Source organism: Rhizobium sp. O111, from assembly GCF_055616315.1.
Map to the genome: position 1 here is coordinate 697012 of NZ_JBSHXL010000002.1, position 21708 is coordinate 718719.

Consider the following 21708-nt stretch of genomic DNA (forward strand, 5'->3'; position numbering starts at 1 on the left):
TGTGTCTGCCTCATTCGATCGACCGTTTAGTGTCCTACGCCGCCAGTGGTTTGAAGACGACGTCGGCCCAGTAATTCGCCGAGTCGTAGGTGCTGTTCGGGAAGATGCCCGAGGTCGCGGTTCCACCATAGGCATAGACCCCGTTGCCTCCGGCCAAAGCGCTGGACATGGCAGTCAACGGGCCGTTGCTGACGGAGTTGGTGAAGTAGCCATCGGTCGCCACATAAGTACCGGTCGTGTGATACGACGCGATGTAGGTGGTGTTAGCCGAGATCGAGACGGCTGTGCCGAAGTTCACCGTCTGCCAACCGCTCCCTGTGGTGCTTGAGTATGTGGCCGTGGCAAGCTTGGTGCCTGTCGAGCTCCAGAGATCGACGACGTTCTGGCCGTTGTCGTTGGCGCTGCGATAGAACTTGATGCCCGTGATCGTGCCGGCGACGTTCGACTGGAACTTGACCCCAAGTTCGAGCTGCGACCCGTCGTTGAGATTGGTCTGTGCCGGCGTATTCGCAGCCGTAAACAGGCTGTAGGTGGTCGGCGCCGTTGTAGCCGTGATGTTGAAGGTCTCGCTGGTGGCAAGACCGCCAAGATCGGTGGCAGTGACCCGCACACTGGTCGTGCCGGCTGCCGTCGGCGTGCCGCTAAAGGTCCGCGTCGTGGCATTGAAGCTCAGCCAGGACGGCAGTGCCGAACCATCCGCAAGCGTTGAGCTGTAGGTCAGGGTGTCGCCGGTATCGACATCGGTGAAGGTGTTGGCCGGCAATACCAGCGAGAAGGCCGTGCCGACAGTGGCGTTCTGTGCTGCCGTCTGTGCCGCCAGAACCGGGGCGTCGTTGGCGCCGTGGATGGTGATGGTCAGCGTCGAGGAGGCTGTGGCGCCGGCAGTGTCACGCATCGTGTAGTTGAAGACTTCGCTCAGCGTGTTGGTCGACAGCCGCAGGGCCTGAACCGCAGCACTGCTTTCGTTGATCGTGTAGGTGTAAGCACCCGCAGCCGATAGAACGAGGCTACCGTAAGTGCCGTTGAGCGCCGAGCCGAGCGTGCCTGCCGTCGATCCGAAGCTGACAGCTGTCACAGTCTTGGTGTCGCCGCTGTCGGGATCGGTATCGTTGGTGAGCACGTTGCCGGTGGCGGCAACACCGCCGGACCCATTGGCAATGCCGCCCTTTTCCGTTGCATCGCCGATATCGGCGACAGCCGTTGGTGTCGTGTTGCCGGGAATTGACACGGCGATGTTGAAGGTCTCGTTGGTGGCAAGACCGCCAAGATCGGTGGCGGTGACCCGCACACTGAGCGTGCCCGCTGCCGTCGGCGTGCCGCTGAAGGTCCGCGTTGCGGCATTGAAGCTCAGCCAAGACGGCAGTGCCGAACCATCGGCCAGCGTCGAGCTGTAGGTCAGCGTGTCGCCGGTGTCGACATCGGTGAAGGTGTTGGCCGGCAGCGCCAGCGAGAAGGCAGTACCGACAGTGGCGCTCTGCGCTGCCGTCTGTGCAGCCAGAACCGGGGCGTCGTTGGCGCCATGGATGGTGATGGTTAGCGTCGAGGAGGCCGTGGCGCCAGCCGTATCGCGCATCGTGTAGTTGAAGATTTCACTTAGCGTGTTGGTCGACAGCCGCAGAGCCTGAACCGCAGCACTGCTTTCGTTGATCGTGTAGGTGTAAGCACCCGCAGCCGATAGAACGAGGCTGCCATAGGTGCCATTGAGGGCCGAACCGAGGGTGCCTGCCGTCGATCCGAAGCTGACAGCCGTCACAGTCTTGGTGTCGCCGCTGTCGGGATCGGTATCGTTGCTCAGCACGTTGCCGGTGGCGGCGACGCCGCCGGACCCATTGGCCACCCCGCCCTTCTCCGTCGCGTCTCCGGTATCGGCAACCGCCGTCGGAGCCGTGTTCGCAGGCGCGGAGCCATTGCTGAAGACAACGTCCACCCAGTAGTTCGATGAGCCATAGGTGGCGTTGGGGAAGATCCCCGCTGTCGCGGTTCCACCGTAAGCATAGACGCCATTGCCGCCGGCTGTTGCGTTCGACATGGCGGTCAGAGGGCCGCTGGTGACGGCGTTGGTGAAGTAATTGTTGGTCGCCACGTAGGTACCGGTCGTGTGATACGACGCGATGTAGGTGGTGTTGGCCGAGATCGAGACGGCTGTGCCGAAGTTCACCGTCTGCCATCCGCTCCCTGTCGTGCTTGAGTAGGTCGCCGTGGCAAGCTTGGTGCCTGTCGAGCTCCAGAGATCGACGACGTTCTGGCCGTTGTCGTTGGCGCTGCGATAGAACTTGATACCCGTGATCGTGCCGGCGACGTTCGACTGGAACTTGACGCCGAGTTCGAGCTGCGACCCGTCGTTGAGATTGGTCTGTACCGGCGTATTCGCAGCCGTAAACAGGCTGTAGGTGGTCGGCGCCGTCGTAGCCGTGATGTTGAAGGTCTCGCTGGTGGCAAGACCGCCAAGATCGGTGGCTGTGACCCGCACACTGGTCGTGCCCGCTGCCGTCGGCGTCCCGCTGAAGGTCCGCGTTGCGGCATTGAAGCTCAGCCAGGACGGCAGTGCCGAGCCATCGGCCAGCGTCGAGCTGTAGGTCAACGTGTCGCCGGTATCGACATCGGTGAAGGTGTTGGCCGGCAGTGCCAGCGAGAAGGCCGTGCCGACAGTGGCGTTCTGCGCTGCCGTCTGTGCAGCCAGAACCGGGGCGTCGTTGGCGCCGTGGATGGTGATGGTCAGCGTTGAACTTGCCGTGGCGCCGGCCGTATCGCGCATCGTGTAGTTGAAGACTTCACTCAGCGTGTTGGTCGACAGCCGCAGCGCCTGAACCGCAGCACTGTTCTCGTTGATCGTGTAGGTGTAGGTGCCGGCGGCATTCAGGACCAGACTGCCATAGGTGCCGTTGAGGGCCGAGCCAAGGGTGCCTGCTGTCGATCCGAAGCTGACCGCGCTGACCGTCTTGGTGTCGCCACTGTCCGGATCGGTATCGTTCGTCAGCACGTTGCCGGTGGCGGCAACGCCGCCGGACCCATTGGCGATACCGCCCTTTTCCGTTGCGTCGCCGATATCGGCGACCGCCGTCGGTGTCGTGTTGCCGGGGATCGACACGGCGATGTTGAAGGTCTCGTTGGTGGCAAGACCGCCTGTATCGGTGGCGGTGACCCGCACACTGAGTGTACCGGCTGCCGTCGGCGTGCCGCTGAAGGTTCGCGTTGCGGCATTGAAGCTCAGCCAGGATGGGAGTGCCGAACCATCGGCCAGCGTCGAGCTGTAGGTCAACGTGTCGCCGGTATCGACATCGGTGAAGGTGTTGGCCGGCAGCGCCAGCGAGAAGGCCGTGCCGACAGTGGCGTTCTGCGCCGCCGTCTGTGCCGCCAGAACCGGGGCGTCGTTGGCGCCATGGATCGTGATCGTCAGCGTCGACGAGGCCGTGGCGCCGGCCGTATCGCGCATCGTGTAGTTGAAGACTTCACTCAGCGTGTTGGTCGACAGCCGCAGAGCCTGAACCGCAGCACTGCTCTCGTTGATCGTGTAGGTGTAGGTGCCGGCCGCGTTCAGAACGAGGCTGCCGTAGGTGCCGTTGAGCGCCGAGCCGAGCGTGCCCGCGGTGGTGCCAAATCTGACAGCCGTTAAAGTCTTGGTGTCGCCGCTGTCGGGATCGGTATCGTTGGTCAGCACATTGCCAGTGGCTGCAACACCGCCGGACCCATTGGCCACCCCGCCCTTCTCCGTCGCGTCTCCGGTATCGGCAACCGCCGTCGGAGCCGTGTTCGCAGGCGCCGAGCCGGCATTGAACATCACGTCGACCCAGTAGTTCTCCGCTTGGAACGTGGCGGTTGGGAACAGGCTACCGGTGCCGTAGCGATAGACGCCGTTGTTGCTCGCAGGCGCGGTCAGCGGCCCGCTGATCACATCGGATGTGAAGTAATTGGTTGTCGAAGAATAGCGGCCGGTATCGGTGTGGTAGGACGCCGTGTAGATCTGGCCGGGCGTGATCGTGATTGGACTTGTGAAATAAGCCGTCTGCCAGCCACTCGCCGTTTCACCCGTAAACGTCAGCGTTCCGAGTTGAACGCCCGTGCTCGACCAGAGTGAACCGGTGTGGGTGCTGGTGTCCTGGCTGCCCTTATAGAACCGAATGCCGCTGATCGTGCCTGCGACCGAGGTCTGGAAACGAACACCCAGTTCAACGGACGCCTGGTCGTCGGTATTGACGATGGTTGGCGTCGAGCCGAGGAACAGCGAGGTGAAACTCGGTCCGCTTACGGTAATCGTTTTCCCCGCCGACGGCCTTTCAAGGTTGATGCTGTCGTCGACCGCGCGGGAGAGGATGGTGTAGGTACCGGCGGTCTGAGGTGACCATGCATACGTCCAGTTCTCGTCACCGGTCGCGGGATGCCAGCTTGCTCCGTTGTCGGTGGAGACCTCGACACCCGCGATCACCCCGCCGCCTGCGTCCACCGCGGTTCCGGTGATGGTGATGCTGGATCCAACCGCCGCCGTCGCTGGGACCGTTATGACAGAGGTCGGAGCTGTGTGATCGGTCGACCCGGTAGCCGCGACCAGTCCTGCCTGCAGCGTTCCCGGCTGAATGCCCATGTCGGCAAGCAGATTGACCATCGCCTGCTGTACGCGCGGATCGGTCGGTGTCGCCTGATTGTCGTGGTTGTCGCTGAGGCCCCAGGTCCAGTAGACCGTGCCCGCGCCGAAAACCAGCGCACCGCTCGGCGCACGATACAATGTCAGATTATGCGTCGCGACGGCATTGCCGGTCGTGTTGCCGTAGTCGAAGAGATAGGTGCTAACAGGAAGCGTCGTAGACGACAACTTCACAAGACCTGCCGGATCGAAGCCGTTATCGACCGCCTCATCCCACTCGTATCCGAGATAATTCTTGGTGAGCGTTGCGGTTTGACCGGGCTGCAGATTGGCGATGCTCGTGTTGCGCCAGAAGCGCAGGTTGGCATCGTCATAAGTGACGGTGATCGACTGCAGGTTGGTGCCGACATCATCGACCTTGAACAACTGTCCGGTCAGGGAGTTTTCCGGATTTCCGCCGCCGATGGCCGGCGGGCTGAGCCGTGGATCGCGGAAGGTGCCGGTCCACTCGCTTGAGGGATCGATGCTGGCACCTGGCGACCACGTCTCCTTATAGGAGATGAGCGTACGATATGGCGTGCCGTCGGCGCTGTAGGCGTTGCCCCAGCGGGTGCGCCAATAGACCTCGTTGCCACTCCAGAACATGAGGTTGACGCCCGCATCACGCGCCGCTTCGACATTGGTGCGTTGCTGGCCGGACCAGTATTCGTCATGCCCGGCATCCACATATGTCTTGTGATTGAGAAGCAGGCTCCCGTAGCGATCGGCATCGACACCCGAGATGTAGGACACGTCGTAGCCGTTCTGCTCCAGCCAGTAGATACCGGCATATTCGGCGCCGAACAGATAATCCTGGGGGCCGGCAAATGTGCCAACTTCGCCGCGTGTCGCGATCGGCCGGTTATAGCTGACGGCGTAGGCGCGACCGGCACCCTGCCCTGTCGCCGGGCCGTTGCCGCCATAGAAGTTCGCGCCGCCCCAGCCGTTATAGGCCTGCCAGGTCTGGTCCGCGGTCTGGAAAACGATATCGCTGTGGCTGTCGTCGTCACGAACGATAAACGGAATATGGTTTTCGCCGAACGTCCCGTCCTGGCGGACCAGTTTGGCGATGTAGACGCCGGACACGGCATCATCGGGCACCGTCCACGATGCCGATACCGACCAGTTGCCCGCATCGACAGTCCCGGTCGCCGCATTGCGCAGCGGAGTGGGCTGCGATTGCACCCCTGTGTGCTGGATGGTGTCAACCTTGCGGGCACCCATTCCGCCGTAGTAGCCGAGGCGGTAGATATCGATGCGATAGTTGCTGGAATCCGTGTTGATCTTGAAGCTGATCGTCTTGCCGTTGTCGACGCTGATATCGGTCGCGAAGCCTTCGATATTGGAGCTGCCAGCGCCGTCGATGCCCCATTCGCTTTCCGGATTACCCTGCTTCAGGTTCTCTGCGACGATGATGTTATTGGGCGCAGCCGCGGCGGCGGCCGTGACCGCGAAGCTTTGCGTCGCGGCGCGCTGCGTGAGCTGCGCGGTGGTAACCGAACCGGTCAGCACGCCGGTCCCCTTGGTCGCGTTGGCGCCGCCCATCTCTCCGCCGCCCGGCAATGACCCAGCTGGGCCCGTTGCGTTGCTCCAGTTCGCGGTTCCCGTCCACGTCGTGGCGAATGAGAGGTTGCGGTCAAGAAGCGGATCGCTGACAGAGGCACCCATCGCCGACTTGCCCGTCGAGATGTAGTCCGGTCCCTCCACCAGCCGAGTGCCCGGCAGCTGACCATCGGGCTGGAGAATGCCGCTGTCCTTGGCAAGCTCGAGAATCCGGGTTGGCGAGTTGTAGTAACCGCATCCGCAAACGCTGAAAGGCATGCCGAACGCAAGAAACTGCGAGCCCGTGACGTGGGCGGTTGTCTGGCCGGACGGTGCCGAATCCAGGATGACGACGTGGCCGGAATCGCTGGATCCGCCCGTGGAGACGGCTGAACCACGTCCGCCGGACACGGCACTCGGCCGCAGGAACGGAGCAAGCGGATCGCCACTCATCGATCCGCTTGCGAAGCGCGCACCGTGCAGCGACGACAAACTCGCCGATGCAGGTGCGCTTGCAAAGCCAGAGGTACCGGCCACGGTTGAGAACCGCGAATGCGTCGGGTGACGGCCGCCATGCGCCGAGATATCGCCTGTTGTCGCAGAATTGCCGTCGCGTGCGGATGGCGAATGCTCGCCGTCAAGCCGGGCATCGACGATGCCAGCCGTATCCTCTTCCTGGGTGGTACCATTCTCGCCGAGCGCTGAATTATCGCTCAGGTGTCCAAGCGCACCATCATATTTCTTCTCACCCAAGGCCTGGCCGGGAGCGGTGGCAAGCTCATCGCCCGTCTCCTCCTTCTTCGGCGCCGCGCGCGCTTTCGTCGTTCCGCCAGCGCTTAGCCACCAACGAGGATCGAACAGGTCCGTTAATATCGAACGGGGAGCCCATCGGTGCGCGCTGCGATACATGGCATGCCCTCTCGCTTAATTGCCGGGATCGGATGGTTGAGAATGTGTCGGATGTGCTTGCGCGTTAACTATATTCGAAAAGGCGAATAATGGGCGCTACCAACTTCGACCGATCGAAAAACCATCCTTTTGGCGAATGGACTTTTGCGGAAAAACCGGTTTGCGGCGCGGGAATGCTTCGACTCGCAACTCATGTCGGGCCTCTGGTCGATCCCGACATCGGAGTGGCGTCGTACGTCCGTGAGTTCGTCGCGATGAAGCAACGCGCCTAGAGCAGTGGCAGGCCGCGATCACCACCGCTTGCATCGCAGGAATTCCGGTCGCCGAACTCATGAATGCCGGACATAGGTTCATCCCAAACTAAGCGGCTAATCAGCAAGGATGACCAAGTATAAATTCGCGCCAAATTCAGCGAATTGCAAAGATCACAATGTCATCCGAAAACGATACGGTCTCCTTTGGTGGAGCAAATGAAGCAGACGTCCAGTCGGCCCATTCCAGCAGCTGGCATGTTCTCGGCATTCTCAGCGCGCTGATGGGCTTCGCCTCCATCTCGACGGACTTCTATCTGCCAGCCATGCCGGACATGGCTGTTTCGCTTAGCGCCAGCACAGGCAGCGTGGAGTTCACGATCTCCGGCTTCCTGATCGGCTTCAGTCTGGGCCAGCTGGTCTGGGGCGCCTTGAGCGACAAGTATGGACGACGCATGCCGGTTGCCGCCGGCCTTGTTCTGTTCATCATCGGCTCCGCGGGCTGCGCCATGGCGCAGAACGTCGAAACGATCATCATCTGGCGCATCATTCAGGCGCTGGGCGCATGTGCGGGCGTTGTCTTGTCGCGCGCCATGGTTCGGGATCTTTACGCCGGTCCGCGCGCCGCCCAGATGTTGTCGACGCTGATTGCGGTCATGGCGATCGCGCCGCTTCTCGGCCCGATCATCGGTGGGCAAATTGCTGCCGTCGCCGGCTGGCGGGCGATCTTCTGGACGTTGGTAATCCTCGGTGCGGCCAGCCTGGCAGCACTCTTCACGCTCCCCGAAACGCTTCCACTGGAAAAGCGCCGGCAGGACTCGCTTCTCGGCGCGTTCGGACGCTACGGTAAGCTGCTGGGGCAGAAGAAGATTCTCGGCTATGCGGGTGTTGGCGCATTCTTCTATTCGGGAATGTATGCCTATATCGCCGGAACGCCCTTCGCCTTCATCACCTATCATCATGTCCCCGCCGAATATTACGGCCTGTTGTTTGGATCGGGCATCGTTGGCATCGTCGTCACCAATCTGGTCAACACGCGCCTGGTCCCCCGTTTCGGTATGGACGCGATCCTTGTGCGGGGGGCGGTGGTCGCCATGCTGGCTGGCCTTGTCCTGGGTGTCGCCTCGTATTTTGATGCCGGTGGCCTGTGGGGACTGTTCATCCCGCTGCTGGTGTTCGTCTCGATGACCGGTTTCATCGTCGCCAACTCGATCGCCGGTGCGCTGTCTGATTTTCCCGAGCAGGCGGGATCCGTGTCGGCGCTCGTCGGCGCCATTCAGTATGGCAGCGGCATTGCCGGCTCCGGCCTCGTTGGCTTGTTTGCCGATGGGACGCCATGGCCGATGGGCTGGGTTATTGCCCTCATGAGCATTGGCTCCGTGCTGTGCGTGGGTCTGGTGGTACAGGGAAATTTGGAAAAAGGTAGGGGTTGATCCGCAGAGCGCCGGACTTGCCGGGACGCCACGATATCTGAAAGGATTGGCTGGCGGATCTCCTTCAACCAGATAAAACACGGTATACGAAGAACGGCTTCGCCGGTCAGCCACAAGGCTCCAGCACATCATGACGAAAACGCAATCAGTGCCATCTGAGGTCATCATACGCCCCGCATCGCCTTCGGATGTCGGGACGCTCGGAGATTTCGGCACTCGTCTCGTCGCCCTTCATCACGAACTCGACCCGCAGCGCTTTCTCGAGACGACGGACGGTACGCCGTCCGGGTATAGCCGGTTTCTGGAAAAGAAGATTGCCGATCCGAATGCGGTCCTGCTCGTAGCCGTGCAGGACGACGCGGTGCTGGGCTATAGCTACGCCCAGATCGAGGGATACGACTACATGTCCTTGCGCGGACCAGCAGGCGTCTTGCACGACCTCTTCGTCGACGAAAGCCGCCGACGCGAAGGCATCGGACGCAGATTGCTTGAGGCTGCGCTGTCCGAAATAAAAAAACACGGCTCCGCACGTGCCGTTCTTTCCACCGCTCATCGCAACAAGGCGGCGCAGCAATTGTTTGCGTCACTGGGTTTCCGACCGACGATGGTGGAGATGACTTGCGAACTCAATGATTGATCGTGCCCAGTGCGCGCGATCTCGCACCTCCCGGGAAATGGAATAATGACGAATAATACACAATCAACGCCCGGGATGTCGGGCGCAATGACATTGCTGTTTGCAATTGTCGGCGGGGCAGCGGTAGGTAACCTCTATTGGGCGCAGCCCCTGCTCGCGGCAATCGCGAAGTCCCTCGATGTCCCGATCGGATCCGCGGGCGCGCTCGTGACAATGACGCAGATTGGCTATGCGCTCGGCATCGTGTTGATCGTACCGCTTGGCGATGTGGTCGTCCGGCGCAGACTGATCCCGATCGTCATGTTTCTTTCATCTCTGGCGCTGCTTGGCACCGCATTCGCGCCGTCCTACGCAACGCTGCTTGCCACCTTGACCGCGGTCGGCATTACAACTGTGGCCGGCCAGTTGCTCATTCCGCTCGCCAGCGACCTGTCGAGCCCTGAGGAGCGCGGACGAACGGTCGGAACGATCGTCGGTGGCATCCTGATCGGCATCCTTTTGTCGCGCACCGTCAGCGGCGTCTTTGCCGATCTGTTCGGATGGCGCGCCGTCTATCTCCTCGCCGCTGTCGTAACCGCATCCTTCTCCTTCTTGCTGACACGCGTGCTTCCGAGCGAAAAGGAACGGCCACGCATCGCCTATGGACGGCTGCTTGCCTCGGTGCCGGCCGTGGTGCGAAAGCATCGATCCGTGCAGGTGACGCTGGTGATCGGGACAGTGGGCTTCTGCACGTTCACCATGTTCTGGACGGGCCTCACATTCCTGCTAAGCTCTGAGCCGTTCTCATACTCGCTCAGCCAGATCGGTCTCATGGGTGTCGTTGGCCTCGCCGGTTCGCTCGCCGCGAGACGGATAGGGTGGCTACACGACAACGGCTATTCGGCAGCCGGTACGGGCGCCGCTCTGGTCCTCGCATTCGTCTCGCTGGGTATCGGCGCAATCGGGGCAAGCAACATTCTGCTGGTCGCGCTCGCCGTTCTGCTGTTCGATGTCGCTATCCAAAGCAACAACGTCCTCAATCAGACGCGCCTGTTTTCCGTTGAGCCGGAAGCCCGCAGCCGTCTCAACACAGCTTTCGTTTCGTGCAATTTCCTAGGCGGTGCCTTGGGTTCACTGCTGGCGGGGCTCTTGTGGGAGATGGCGGGCTGGAAGGCTATCATGACCGGTGCGATGGCGTTGATCTGCCTGGCCTTCGTTCTCTGGCTCATCCAGCGCCATCATCTCTCGGTGTCCACGGGGCCCAAGAAAGAAGCCAGGTAATCAATCCGGGACGGCCGGATATTGTTGCGCTCGGCGTGCTTGATGGGGTGAGTTCTCTGCGGAACTCACCCCGTCGCTATTCAACCGCGCCCCTCCTCCGAGGCGTCGTCTTCGACGGGTCGCTTCGTTCTCATCACCTTGAGCACGAAGACGAAGAACGCCGGCACGAAGAAGATCGCAAGGACGGTAGCTGAGATCATGCCGCCGAGCACGCCCGTTCCGATGGCGTTCTGGCTCGCCGCGCTCGGTCCCGTCGCAATCGCCAGCGGCACGACGCCGAGCGTGAAGGCGAGTGACGTCATGACGATCGGCCGGAAGCGCAATCTCGCAGCATCCACAGCCGATTCCAGCAGTGACTTGCCCTCGGCATAGTAGTCCTTGGCGAACTCCACGATCAGGATCGCGTTCTTGGCCGAAAGCCCGATAATGGCGATCAGCCCGACCTTGAAGTAGAGGTCGTTGGGCATGTCGCGGAGTATGACCGCGAGTACCGAGCCGATCACCCCCAAGGGCACGACGAGGATGACCGAAATCGGAATCGACCAACTCTCATAAAGACCTGCGAGCAGGAGGAAGACAAACAGGATGCTCAGCCCGAACAGGAAGGGCGCCTGGCTGCCCGAGGTGATTTCTTCCAGCGACTGGCCCGACCATTCGAAACCAAAGCCTTCGGGAAGCTCGGAGGCGATGCGCTCCATTTCGGCGATAGCCGCGCCTGTGGACTCTCCCGGCGCCGGCGCGCCGGAGATGCGCACGGTCGGATAGCCGTTATAGCCGACGATCTGCGGTGGGCCCTTCTGCCACTGCGCGATTGCGAAGGACGAAAGCGGAACCATCCCGCCCGTCGCATTGCGGACGTTGATTTTCAGCACGTCCTCGATCTGCAGTCGGCTGCGGTCCTGGGCCTGGACGATGACACGCTGCATCCTGCCCCGGTTGGGATAGTCGTTGATGTAGGACGAGCCCAGATTGGCGGTGATCGCGTTGTTGATATCCGCGAAGGTCACGCCGAAGGTGTTGGCCTTTTCGCGGTCGATGACGAACAGCACCTGGGCGGCATCAGGAAGGCCTTCCATGCGCACGCCGGTGACGACCTTGCTCTGCCCGGCCTTCGCCATCAGCTCGGCAGTCGCTTTCGCGAGCGCGGCCTGGCCAAGTCCTGCACGGTCCTGGAGACGGAAGGAGAAGCCACCGGTGGTGCCAAAGCCCTCGATCGGGGGCGGCGAAAGAGCGAAGGACGTGGCATCCTTCAGCGCGAAGAGCTGCATGTTGGCCCGGTTGGCGATATCCTGCACCGAGTTGCCTTCACCGCGCTCCGACCAGTCCTTCAGCGTCACGAAGGCGAGACCGGCATTGGCGCCATTGCCCGAGAAGCTGAAGCCCTGGATCGCCACGATGTTGGCGACCGCCGGCTCCGCCTTGAAGATCGTCTCGATCTTTCTGATCGACTCGATCGTGCGGTTTGCGCTGGCTTCCGGCGGCCCCTGGATGTCGACGATCAGGAAGCCCTGGTCTTCATCCGGCACGAAGGATGTCGGCAAGCTCACGAAGAGATAGCCGAGGCCAACGACGAGCGCGAGATAGACGATCATCATCCGGCCGGCGCGGCGCGCCATTCCAGTCACCGAGCTGGTGTAGCGGTTGGTCAGCTTCTCGAATTTGCGGTTGAACCAGCCGCCCGGGCCGCCCTTCTGATGATGACCGCCCTTGATGGGCTTCAGGAAGGTGGCGCAGAGTGCCGGCGTCAGCGACAGGGCAAGGAAGGCCGAGAACAGGATCGACACGACCATCGTCAGCGAAAACTGCCGATAGATGATGCCCGTCGAGCCTGGGAAGAAGGCCATTGGAATGAACACGCATGAAAGCACGAGCGTGATGCCGAGGATCGCCCCGGTGATCTGGCCCATGGCCTTTTTCGTCGCCGCCTTCGGCGACAGGCCTTCCTCGGCCATGATGCGCTCGACATTTTCGACCACGACGATCGCGTCGTCGACGAGGATGCCGATCGCGAGCACCATCGCGAACATGGTCAGAACGTTGATCGAGAACCCGGTCGCATACATGACGGCGCAGGTGCCGAGCAGTGCAACGGGTACGACCAGCGTTGGGATGACGGTGTAGCGGAAGTTCTGCAGGAACACGAACATCACGATGAACACCAGCACGATCGCTTCAAGCAGCGTGTGAATGACCTTTTCGATCGACGCCGAGACGAACGGGCTGGTGTCGTACGGAACGCTATACTCAACCCCCTTCGGGAAGAAGCGGCTCAGCGTCTCCATCTTGGTCTTGATCGCGGCGGAGACCGCAACGGCATTGCCTGTCGAGGACAACTGGATACCGATGGCTGCCGAGGGCTGACCGTTGAGACGGCTGGTGAAGTTATAGGACTCCGCGCCCTGCTCGATGCGCGCGACATCCTTCAGGCGAACGGTCGAGCCGTCCGAATTTGCGCGCAGGATGATCTCGCCGAATTGCTCCGGTGTGCTCAACTGCCCCTGGACCAGGACGGTCGCGGTCAGATCTTGTGTGATGGGATTGGGGCTGGCACCGATCTGGCCTGCCGCAACCTGGGCGTTCTGCGCGGTGATTGCCGCGTTGATATCGTCCGTGTTGATGTTGAGGCCGACCATCTTGTCCGGATCGATCCATACGCGCAGAGCGCGCTGCGCCGCGAAAAGCTGAGCGCGGCCGACGCCATCGATGCGTCGGATTTCACCGATGACGCTGCGATTGATGTAGTCGCCAAGCTCCACTTCGTCGCGACTGCCGTCGGTCGATGTCATCGAGACGATCATCAGGAAGCCCGAGCTTGCCTCTTCGACGGTGACGCCTTGCGTGCGCACGGTGGCCGGAAGACGGGCTTCCACGCGACGGATCGCGTTTTGAACGTCGACCGATGCCTGATCGATATCCGTCCCGGCGCGGAACGTCGCATTGATGCTGACCGAGCCGGAATTGTCCGAGGTCGATTCGAAATAGAGCAGCCCCGCGACACCGTTGAGCTCATCTTCGATCTGGCGTGTTACGCCCTGATAGATCTCCTGCGGCGATGCACCGGGATATGCGGTGGAGATCGTCAGCTGAGGCGGCGCGACCTTGGGGTACTGCGCAATCGGCAGGAATGGAATTGCGATGATGCCCGCGATGGAAATGAACAACGCGAAGACCCAGGCCAGGATCGGCCTGCGAATGAAAAGTTGTGCCATGATCGATTACTCCGATGTCTTCACCGGCTGCTGAGAAGAAGAGGCCGCCGCTTCGGCCGGCTTCCATGCTTCCGGCGCAACCTTGGCGCCAGGCTGCACCTTCTGCACACCGTCGACGATGATGCTCTCACCCTGCTTCAAGCCGCCCTCGACCAGCCATTCGGAACCCTGGGCCTGGCCAAGCGTGACCTTGCGAAGCTCAGCCACGTTATCGGCGCCAAGTACGTATACCTGGGCCTGACCGGCATCGTCACGGATGACCGCGCGCTGCGGGATCGTGAAGGCATTGTGTCGAACGGCCTGCTCTATCCGGACGCGCACATACATGCCCGGCAGAAGATCGCCGGCCTTGTTGGGGAATTCCGCCCTCAGCGTAACCTGTCCCGTGTTGGAATCGACATTGGCATTGGCAAAAAGCAGCTTGCCCGGCTCGGCGTAGAGAGAGCCGTCGTCGAACACCAGCTCGACGCGGGCCTCACCGGGGGCCGTGCTGGCAAGCGTGCCGGCGGACACCGCCCTTTTCAGGTTCAGCAATTCCTGCGCCGACTGGGTAAAATCGGCATAGACGGGATCGACCTGCTGTATGAGGGCAAGGTTCGAGGTCCCATCGGCTGTGACCAAGGCACCTTCGGTGACAAGCGCGGCGCCGATAACGCCCGATATCGGAGCGCGGACCTCGGTATATTCGAGATTGATCTTCGCCTCGTCCAGCCCGGCTTCGGCCGACGCGACATCCGCGGTCGCCTGCGCGAGGTTGACGGCCGCCGTGTCGTACTCGATACCGGAGGCAATGTTGCGATCACGCAGGCTCTTCTGCCGCTCGAGCTGAAGCCGCGCATTGTCCTGGATCGACTTCGCACGTTGAAGCGCTGCCTCGGCGCTCGCCACGCGAACGCGGAACAGACGGGGGTCGATCCGGTAGAGGACGTCGTCCTTCTTGACGGTCGCGCCCTGCTCGAAAACACGCTCCTGCAGAATGCCGGACACGCGCGCCCTCACCTCGGAGATGCGCGTTGCCGCGATACGTCCGGGAAGTTCGTTGACGACGGGCACATCCTTGCCCGTCAACTCGATAACGGCAACTGCCGGCGGTGGCATCGCGCCTGCCTCTTGGGCCTGGGACGCACCAAGGGCGGTTACGAGAAAGCTGGTGGCGATCAGACACGCCTTCAGGCGCGCCATTCGGCTACTGCGTCGCATTTACATTCCTTTTTTGAGGTGCCCCGCGCGTCGAGCGGGTCATGTCATATCCGCATAGGAGAGATAGATTGAGCGTATGCCCTCGAGGATCTGCCGGCGCTCGTTCTCCGGCCAGGTGTGGAAGGCAAAAAGCTCGGTGCAGAAAAAACCACTTAGTGCGAGATAGGCCATCAGAGCTGCTTTCGGCTTGGCTCCCTCCGCCATCTTGCGAAGATCGAGATCACACCACTCGCGCATCGTTTCCTGAAGCTTATCGCCGCTTGCCATCGACGCGCTGAGAGCCATCGCAACGGCGCGATCGGTTTCATCAACAGTGATCTCGGCAGACGAGATGCGACCGAAAAGCTCGGGGTGAGGCGTATCTTGAGACGCTCGCACGCAATCATTGATATGCGCCAAGTCAGCCTCGAATTTCCGATGAACCAGAGCCTCAAGCAAGCCACTTTTGGATTTGTGATCGTAGACTACCCTGGCCTTGCTGACACCGGCCTCCTGGGCGACGGCATCGATCGACAGCCCCGTCGCGCCGAGCCGTACAACCACGCGCTCCGCTGCGTCCAGGATGTCATCTTCGCTGATTTTTCTCGTCCGGCCCATGCAGTGCTCCAATTCGGGCGTTTATTTACGAACGATCGGATTTAAATGCAACAACAAAAAGACCGCGAGCTTGAACGGTCACGCCTTCAAGCAGACATGGCGGCCTCCCTTTCAGGAAGGCAGTTGGTGGATGGAAACAGCTTAGCAGTTAAGGCAGATTGTGTCGCCATGGCCGAAATGTCGGCGTGGCCGATGTCTGAAGCGGCGAATGCGGCGAAGCACAAACACGACGTTTTAGAGCAGGACTAGGCTGGCCACTACTGCCTCTCTGATCACCGCCACACACAGAGAAAAGGTGCGCGATGGCGCGCGCACGCAGCCCACTGCGTGCTGATGTCTTCACCGTTTTCCCGCAGGCTCAGAGCTTCAGGATGGGTCGCGCACCGGACGTTCAAAGCCCATGCGGTCGCGCAGCGTGTTGCCCTCGTACTCGGTGCGATAAAGGCCGCGCTGCTGAAGGATCGGGACGACCATGTCGACAAAGTCGGTCAGCCCATCCGGAAAGTGCGACGGCATGATGTTGAAGCCGTCGGCGGCGCCGGTCGTAAACCAGACCTCGAGCGTGTCGGCGATATATTCGGGCGTGCCGCAGAGCACCCAGTGACCGCGCGCGGCGGCCATGACGTTGTAGACATCGCGCAGCCGCATGTTCTCGCGCCGCGCCTTGTCGAGCATGACCTTGGCGAAGGCGTGATAGCTGTCGGAGGGCTTAAGATCTTCGGGGATAGGACCGTCGAGATCATAGACGCTCATGTCGATGCCGAAGCGATCAGACAGCAGCGACAAGGCATTGGTTTCGCTGATGAAGCCCTGTAGCGCCGCGAGCTTGTCGTGCGCTTCGCGCTCCGTGCGGCCGACGATCGGCATCACGCCCGGCAAGATCACCATGCTGTCTTCGGCGCGGCCGTAATTTGGCAGGCGGTCCTTGACGGAGCGGTAGAAGGCGCGCGCCTCCTCCAGATCCTGCGTGACCGAGAAGACAACATCCGCCGACTTCGCCGCCAGTTCCTGGCCGGGACCGGAGCCGCCCGCCTGCAGGATGATTGGCTGACCCTGCGGCGAGCGGCCGATGTTCAGAGGGCCCTTGACCTTGAAATGCGCACCCTCGTGATCGAGAGAGCGAACCTTGGTCGGATCGATGTAGAGACCCGTCTCGCGGTCGGCGACGATTGCGTCATCAGCCCAGCAATCCCAGAGACCGCGAACAACGGTCAGAAATTCCTCTGCGATCTCGTAGCGCTTGGCGTGATCAGGATGAATGGTCCCGAAATTCGCCGCCGCCGTCGGGTTTGCGGTCGTCACCGCGTTCCAGGCGGCGCGACCGCCGCTCAGATGATCAAGCGACGCGAAGACGCGGGCCACCGTGAAGGGATCGCTGTAGGTCGTCGACACGGTGGCGCCGAGCCCGATATGCTTTGTCGCGCCGGCGATAGCCGACAGCAGCGTCAGCGGCTCGAGCCGTGCCGTGTAGGATGGGTGTGCTGCCGGATCGGCGTGCAGGTTATCGCCCATGAAGATGAGATCGAAAAGACCACGCTCGGCTTCCTGCGCAATCGTGCGGACCTGATCGATATTCTGGAAGCTATCGATCGCGCCCGGCATGCGCCAGCCGGCAACATGGCTGCCGGTGCCGAGAAGGAAGAGGCCGAAGTGAATCTTGCGTGTCATGCCTGCTTATCTCCAGAAGACGTAGCGTCGCTCGACGAAGCTGATCAGGCCGAAGAAGACGAGGCTGATCGTCGAGGCAACGATGATGGCCGCCCAGACCTTGACGAAATCGATCTGCAGCACGGCCTGATAGATGACCCAGCCGAGCCCGCCATAGGCGCCAAGCATCTCGGTGACGATGGCTACCAGCACGCTTCGCACCGTGGAGACACGCATGCCGGCGATGATCAGCGGCAATGCGGTCGGCAGACGCAGCCGCCAGACGATGGCGAGCTGTCCGGCCCCGAAGGAACGGATGAGATCGACCGTCTTGCGATCGATCCGATCTAGGCCGGCGATCGTGCTCAAGAAGATCGTGAACGAAACGGCGATTGCCACCATCACCACCTTGGAGGCCATGCCCATGCCGAACCAGAGCAGGACAAGCGGCGAATAGGCGACGACGGGGACGGAGTTGATCGCGGTCGCGAGCGGCAAAACCACCCCACGAGCGGCCGGGATGATCGTGACGAGGACCGCCAGCGACATGCCAATGCCGCAGCCGATCACGTAGCCCGCCAGGGCTTCGCCTGCTGTGAAGGCGGTGGCATCGAGAAGGTTACCCGCGTCAGAGACGATTCCGGCCAGAATGCTGCTGACCGAGGGCAGCACATAGGCCGGCAGGTTGAGACCACGTGCGGCGAGCTCCCAGACCACCGCAAGCAGAACCGCGCCGGCGATGCCGCGCCCGATCTGGCGCAGGTTTTCATTCGGTTGGCTGTTCATTTCTCGCTACCCCAGAAGACGAAATGGCGCTCCGCAAAGGAGACGATGCCGTAAAGCCCCATCCCGAGACAGGCTGAGACGACGATGGTGGCCCATATGCCGACGACGTTTTCGTTGTACATCGCCTGCAGCAGCAAAACCCCAAGCCCGGTGGTGTCACCGAACCACTCGCCAACGATGGCGCCGACGAGAGCCAGCGAAGAGGCAAGCTTCAGCGCGACGAAGATTTGCGGGAGGGCGGCCGGCAGATAGATCCGCCGCAGGATCTGACCATCCTTGGCGCCGAAGCTGCGCACCAGCTGGACCTGTTTCGGATCGACCGATGAAAAGCCGAGGATCGCATTGACCGTGACCGGCAGGAAGCTGACGTAGAATGAGATGACCGCCTTGGCGAACAGCGTGTTTCCGAACCAGAGCACGACGACCGCGCCGAAGGCGATGACCGGAATGGTCTGCGACACGATGAAGAGCGGAAAGAACAGCTCGCGGAGCACAGACCAGCGGTGAAAGACCACCGCAATCGCGACACCGAACAAGCTGCCGGCAACGAAGCCGAGCGCCGTCTCGAGGAAGGTCCGCCACAGGCCGGCGATATAGGCGCCTGGTGTCGCCATGATGTTGGCTGCAATGGCGCTCGGACGCGGCAGATAATAGGGGCGGATGCCAAAGGCCATGACGATGACTTCGATCGCCAACAACCCGACAGCCAGCCACAGGATTGGTTTTACCGCGGCGTAGATCCTGCCCGTCGAAATGACGGGCAGGCTTGTCGCAGAAGCATTCATTCCACTCACAGGCGTCGTTCCTCGGCCGGGATCTTTTCGATGAAGGAGGCGTTGAAGGCCTTGTCGAGATCGACGGGCTTGGAGATCACGCCATACGTGGCCAGAAGCTCGTTGGCGGAACCGACCGCGGCCTTGTCGATAGTAAAGATACCGTCGGTGGAGGCCTTGCCTGCAGTCATCAGCGTCTTGATCTCGGACAGCATGAATTCCTGCTGAGCGCGGTCGAGTGTCGGCGCGATCTTCATGATGATATCGATTGCTTCCTTCTCGTTGGCGAAGGCTTCCTTCCAGCCCTTGACGCTGGCGCGCAGGAACTTTTCGACGAGTTCCGGCTTCTCTTGCGCGGTCTGCTCGGAGACGATCAGCGTATCGCGCGGGAAGGAAACGCCGCTATCCTCGGGCACGAAGATGTTGAGGTTTTCCTTACCGACGCGCTGGTTGATGACGTAGAGCTCGTTGTAGCGGGTCGCGGTCACGACATCGACCTGCTTGTCGACGAAGGGGGTGACGGAGACCTGCTGCGGCTGGATATCGGCCTGCTTCGGATCGATGCCGGCTTTCGAAAGCATGGCCGCAAGCACATGGTTGGCCCCGGTGAACCAGGTGGTGATCTTCTTGCCCTTGAAGTCGGCAACACTCTGGACCGCCCCGTCCTTGTGAGAGACAAAGACGAACGGCGTCTGCTGATGGGCCACACCGATGCAGACGACCGGCAGGCCCTTGTCGCGCGCGGCGAACACGCTGTCGGAACCGCCGGAAAGACCGAACGTATCGGCGCCGGTCGCGACGAGATTTTCGGTCAGAAGGTTCGGCCCACCTGGGTTGATGGCGAGGTTGATGCCTTCGTCTTTGTAGTAGCCCTTTTCAAGCGCCACGTAGAAGCCCGCGAACTGAGCCTGGGTGAGCCACTTCAGGCGCAGGCTGGCATCGACCATCTCCTGCGCACTGGCTGAAGCGGCGGACATGCCGAGCGCGGGAAGCGTCATGGCGGCGGCAGCAAATGCTGCAATCACGTTACGTCTGTTAAGCATGAAACCCTCTTTTGATTTTCGTGACTTGGCGTTTTCCTCCCAATGATGCGCTTACTTGCGGAAGTCGGAGCCTTCCCTGTCCAGCTGGCGCAGGAAGGCCGGCCACTCCCGTTCGCCAGCAATGAGAATGTCGCCCTTGCTCTCCCAGAACTGCCGTGCCGCCTTCTCACACACGTCGTGCGGCGGGATGACCAGCTCGGCGCCGGAAGCGGTCGCGGCCTGGAGATCGAGCTGGATGCGGGCGGCGCGCTCGAAATAGTAGAGCAACATGAAGGCTTCGCCCGGCGTACGGCCAATGGTGAGGATGCCGTGGTTGCGCATCAGCATCACCTTGTTGTCGCCGAGATGGCTGATGAGGCGCTCCTGCTCGGCCAAGTCGATGGCGACGCCTTCATAGGCGTGGAAAGCCTGGCGCTTGTAGAAGCGCATTGCGAACTGGCTGAGCGGCAGCAGGCCGTCCTTCTGCGACGATACCGCGACGCTGGCATCGGAGTGCGTGTGCAATACGCAGACAGCATCGTGGCTCGACTTGTGAAGTGCACCATGAATGACGAAGGCCGCCTTGTTGACCGTGTAAGGCGTATCGTCGAGCTTGTTGCCCTCGATATCGATCTTCACGAGGCTCGACGCGGTGATTTCCTCGAACAGGAAACCGTAGGGGTTGAGAAGGAACTGGTCTTCGTGACCGGGCACGCGCATCGAGATGTGATTGTAGATCAGATCGTCCATGCCGAGGCGGGCAACCATGCGGTAGCAGGCGGCGAGATCGACGCGTGCCTTCCATTCGTCTTCCGCGATATGGGCCGGGCGACCCGAATAGTGGTCAGTCATAATCTGTTTCCTCATGCTTCAATCAGTGTCCAGCAACCTGGAAGGACTTCATGCTCTCTTCCTCGATTGCCTCGAGAAGGGTCTTTTTCAGCGCAATGAATTCGGGCGATGTGACGATGTCAGCCTTGCGCGGGCGCGGCAGGTCAACAACCTGCTCAAGCTTCACCTTGCCCGGGCGCGCGGTCATGACCAGCACGCGGTCGCCGAGGAAGATCGCCTCGTCGACGTCATGGGTAATGAACAGCACGGTGCGCTTATGCTTCTGCCAGACATCGAGCAGCCAGCGCTGCATCATCGTGCGGGTGAGCGCATCCAGTGCCCCGAATGGCTCGTCGAGCAGCATCAGATCGCGTTTGAACAGGAAGGTACGCATCAGCGCCACGCGCTGGCGCATGCCGCCCGAAAGCTGGTTGGGGTACTGGTTCTCGAAGCCGGCGAGACCGAACTCGGGAAGCATTTCCATAGCGAGCTTTCGCGCCTCGGCGCGCGACATCCCCTCGATCTCAAGAGCGAGAATGGCGTTGTCGATCACGTTACGCCAAGGCAGAAGCAGATCGCGCTGCGGCATGAACGACACCTTGCCGAGCAGATCGGATGCCGTGGAGCTGACGCCCTTAAGACGCAGGATATTGCCCGGATCGGGTTCTTCCAGGCCGGCGAGGATATTGAAAAGCGTGCTCTTGCCGCAGCCGGACGGACCGACCACGGTGACCAGTTCACCAGGGCGAATCGACACTTCGAGATCGCTCAGCGCCTTCGTCGCACCAAAGGTCTTCGACACATTCCGAAGCTCGATAAGCGGCTTGCCGTCGTCGGCGGCCTCGGGAGATTCAAGCAAGGCTGGAGCTGTGGCCACAGGCTGCGCCTTTCGCGGCTTCAGCAACTCGATCAACCCCATGGCGCCGGAGGCCGAACCACGCGGGAAGAGCTCGTTAGGCGTTATCGCCCGATCAGTCATTCGCAAAACTCCTG

15 protein-coding genes are annotated in these 21708 nt (G+C 61.5%); 5 read left to right on the forward strand and 10 right to left on the reverse strand.

The window, feature by feature from the left end; all coding sequences use genetic code 11:
- Positions 1 to 34: 34 nt before the first annotated feature.
- Positions 35 to 7069 carry a DUF4082 domain-containing protein gene (locus tag ACVTFQ_RS22780; RefSeq protein WP_113201005.1) on the reverse strand — a complete coding sequence of 2345 codons (7035 nt, stop codon included), beginning with the start codon at positions 7067 to 7069 and terminating at the stop codon, positions 35 to 37.
- Positions 7070 to 7158: 89 nt separating this feature from the next.
- Between ACVTFQ_RS22780 and ACVTFQ_RS22785 the strand changes: the two genes are divergently transcribed.
- The 4 genes from ACVTFQ_RS22785 to ACVTFQ_RS22800 all read left to right on the forward strand — a co-directional run bounded on the left by ACVTFQ_RS22785 (position 7159) and on the right by ACVTFQ_RS22800 (position 10650).
- Positions 7159 to 7341 (forward strand): hypothetical protein, encoded by a 183-nt coding sequence (locus tag ACVTFQ_RS22785; protein ID WP_113201004.1) that lies wholly within the window; start codon positions 7159 to 7161, stop codon positions 7339 to 7341.
- Between the two features lie 158 nt (positions 7342 to 7499).
- Positions 7500 to 8753 carry a multidrug effflux MFS transporter gene (locus ACVTFQ_RS22790; protein WP_113178190.1) on the forward strand — a complete coding sequence of 418 codons (1254 nt, stop codon included), beginning with the start codon at positions 7500 to 7502 and terminating at the stop codon, positions 8751 to 8753.
- 130 nt (positions 8754 to 8883) lie between these two features.
- The gene (locus ACVTFQ_RS22795; RefSeq protein ID WP_113178192.1) at positions 8884 to 9390 is read left to right on the forward strand and encodes a GNAT family N-acetyltransferase; all 507 of its coding nucleotides are present in this window, start codon (positions 8884 to 8886) and stop codon (positions 9388 to 9390) included.
- Between the two features lie 87 nt (positions 9391 to 9477).
- Positions 9478 to 10650, forward strand: a complete 1173-nt coding sequence (locus ACVTFQ_RS22800) for an MFS transporter (protein ID WP_470424017.1) — start codon at positions 9478 to 9480, stop codon at positions 10648 to 10650.
- Positions 10651 to 10730: 80 nt separating this feature from the next.
- On the opposite strand, the gene ACVTFQ_RS22805 is transcribed toward ACVTFQ_RS22800, so the two are convergent.
- The 3 genes from ACVTFQ_RS22805 to ACVTFQ_RS22815 are packed head-to-tail and all read right to left on the reverse strand — an operon-like array spanning position 10731 to position 15656.
- Positions 10731 to 13859: an efflux RND transporter permease subunit gene (locus tag ACVTFQ_RS22805; protein ID WP_113178196.1), complete on the reverse strand. Its 3129-nt coding sequence runs from the start codon at positions 13857 to 13859 to the stop codon at positions 10731 to 10733.
- 6 nt (positions 13860 to 13865) lie between these two features.
- Positions 13866 to 15059, reverse strand: coding sequence for an efflux RND transporter periplasmic adaptor subunit (locus tag ACVTFQ_RS22810; protein WP_313760895.1), 1194 nt, complete (start codon positions 15057 to 15059; stop codon positions 13866 to 13868).
- 39 nt (positions 15060 to 15098) lie between these two features.
- Positions 15099 to 15656: a TetR/AcrR family transcriptional regulator gene (locus tag ACVTFQ_RS22815; RefSeq protein WP_112982443.1), complete on the reverse strand. Its 558-nt coding sequence runs from the start codon at positions 15654 to 15656 to the stop codon at positions 15099 to 15101.
- A 45-nt stretch (positions 15657 to 15701) separates the two neighbouring features.
- Here ACVTFQ_RS22815 and ACVTFQ_RS22820 point away from each other — a divergent pair, with 45 nt between their 5' ends.
- Positions 15702 to 15905, forward strand: coding sequence for a hypothetical protein (locus ACVTFQ_RS22820; protein ID WP_113178198.1), 204 nt, complete (start codon positions 15702 to 15704; stop codon positions 15903 to 15905).
- Between the two features lie 117 nt (positions 15906 to 16022).
- Here the strand turns inward: ACVTFQ_RS22820 and ACVTFQ_RS22825 are convergent, their stop codons facing one another.
- The 6 genes from ACVTFQ_RS22825 to ACVTFQ_RS22850 are packed head-to-tail and all read right to left on the reverse strand — an operon-like array spanning position 16023 to position 21694.
- Positions 16023 to 17324, reverse strand: a complete 1302-nt coding sequence (locus ACVTFQ_RS22825) for an LLM class flavin-dependent oxidoreductase (RefSeq protein ID WP_470424018.1) — start codon at positions 17322 to 17324, stop codon at positions 16023 to 16025.
- Positions 17325 to 17330: 6 nt separating this feature from the next.
- Complete coding sequence (locus ACVTFQ_RS22830) at positions 17331 to 18089, reverse strand: ABC transporter permease (protein ID WP_113178202.1); 759 nt, start codon at positions 18087 to 18089, stop codon at positions 17331 to 17333.
- Positions 18086 to 18874, reverse strand: coding sequence for an ABC transporter permease (locus tag ACVTFQ_RS22835; RefSeq protein WP_112982441.1), 789 nt, complete (start codon positions 18872 to 18874; stop codon positions 18086 to 18088). Before ACVTFQ_RS22835 ends, ACVTFQ_RS22830 begins: the two co-directional genes overlap by 4 nt.
- A gap of 5 nt (positions 18875 to 18879) precedes the next feature.
- Positions 18880 to 19905 carry an ABC transporter substrate-binding protein gene (locus tag ACVTFQ_RS22840; protein ID WP_113178204.1) on the reverse strand — a complete coding sequence of 342 codons (1026 nt, stop codon included), beginning with the start codon at positions 19903 to 19905 and terminating at the stop codon, positions 18880 to 18882.
- Positions 19906 to 19956: 51 nt separating this feature from the next.
- On the reverse strand, positions 19957 to 20736 hold the full coding sequence (locus ACVTFQ_RS22845; RefSeq protein ID WP_047503472.1) for a class II aldolase/adducin family protein: 780 nt from the start codon (positions 20734 to 20736) through the stop codon (positions 19957 to 19959).
- Between the two features lie 22 nt (positions 20737 to 20758).
- Positions 20759 to 21694, reverse strand: a complete 936-nt coding sequence (locus ACVTFQ_RS22850; RefSeq protein WP_113178206.1) for an ABC transporter ATP-binding protein — start codon at positions 21692 to 21694, stop codon at positions 20759 to 20761.
- Positions 21695 to 21708: the final 14 nt, after the last annotated feature.

What these genes read in the sequence shown, in the direction of transcription:
- ACVTFQ_RS22805 (WP_113178196.1), bottom strand. Translation starts at nt 13,859, where the DNA reads ATGGCACAACTTTTCATTCGCAGGCCGATCCTGGCCTGGGTCTTCGCG.
- ACVTFQ_RS22780 (WP_113201005.1), bottom strand. Translation starts at nt 7,069, where the DNA reads ATGTATCGCAGCGCGCACCGATGGGCTCCCCGTTCGATATTAACGGAC.
- ACVTFQ_RS22810 (WP_313760895.1), bottom strand. Translation starts at nt 15,059, where the DNA reads ATGCGACGCAGTAGCCGAATGGCGCGCCTGAAGGCGTGTCTGATCGCC.
- ACVTFQ_RS22835 (WP_112982441.1), bottom strand. Translation starts at nt 18,874, where the DNA reads ATGAATGCTTCTGCGACAAGCCTGCCCGTCATTTCGACGGGCAGGATC.
- ACVTFQ_RS22830 (WP_113178202.1), bottom strand. Translation starts at nt 18,089, where the DNA reads ATGAACAGCCAACCGAATGAAAACCTGCGCCAGATCGGGCGCGGCATC.
- ACVTFQ_RS22820 (WP_113178198.1), top strand. Translation starts at nt 15,702, where the DNA reads ATGCAACAACAAAAAGACCGCGAGCTTGAACGGTCACGCCTTCAAGCA.
- ACVTFQ_RS22790 (WP_113178190.1), top strand. Translation starts at nt 7,500, where the DNA reads ATGTCATCCGAAAACGATACGGTCTCCTTTGGTGGAGCAAATGAAGCA.
- ACVTFQ_RS22825 (WP_470424018.1), bottom strand. Translation starts at nt 17,324, where the DNA reads ATGACACGCAAGATTCACTTCGGCCTCTTCCTTCTCGGCACCGGCAGC.
- ACVTFQ_RS22840 (WP_113178204.1), bottom strand. Translation starts at nt 19,905, where the DNA reads ATGCTTAACAGACGTAACGTGATTGCAGCATTTGCTGCCGCCGCCATG.
- ACVTFQ_RS22800 (WP_470424017.1), top strand. Translation starts at nt 9,478, where the DNA reads ATGACATTGCTGTTTGCAATTGTCGGCGGGGCAGCGGTAGGTAACCTC.
- ACVTFQ_RS22845 (WP_047503472.1), bottom strand. Translation starts at nt 20,736, where the DNA reads ATGACTGACCACTATTCGGGTCGCCCGGCCCATATCGCGGAAGACGAA.
- ACVTFQ_RS22795 (WP_113178192.1), top strand. Translation starts at nt 8,884, where the DNA reads ATGACGAAAACGCAATCAGTGCCATCTGAGGTCATCATACGCCCCGCA.
- ACVTFQ_RS22785 (WP_113201004.1), top strand. Translation starts at nt 7,159, where the DNA reads ATGGGCGCTACCAACTTCGACCGATCGAAAAACCATCCTTTTGGCGAA.
- ACVTFQ_RS22815 (WP_112982443.1), bottom strand. Translation starts at nt 15,656, where the DNA reads ATGGGCCGGACGAGAAAAATCAGCGAAGATGACATCCTGGACGCAGCG.
- ACVTFQ_RS22850 (WP_113178206.1), bottom strand. Translation starts at nt 21,694, where the DNA reads ATGACTGATCGGGCGATAACGCCTAACGAGCTCTTCCCGCGTGGTTCG.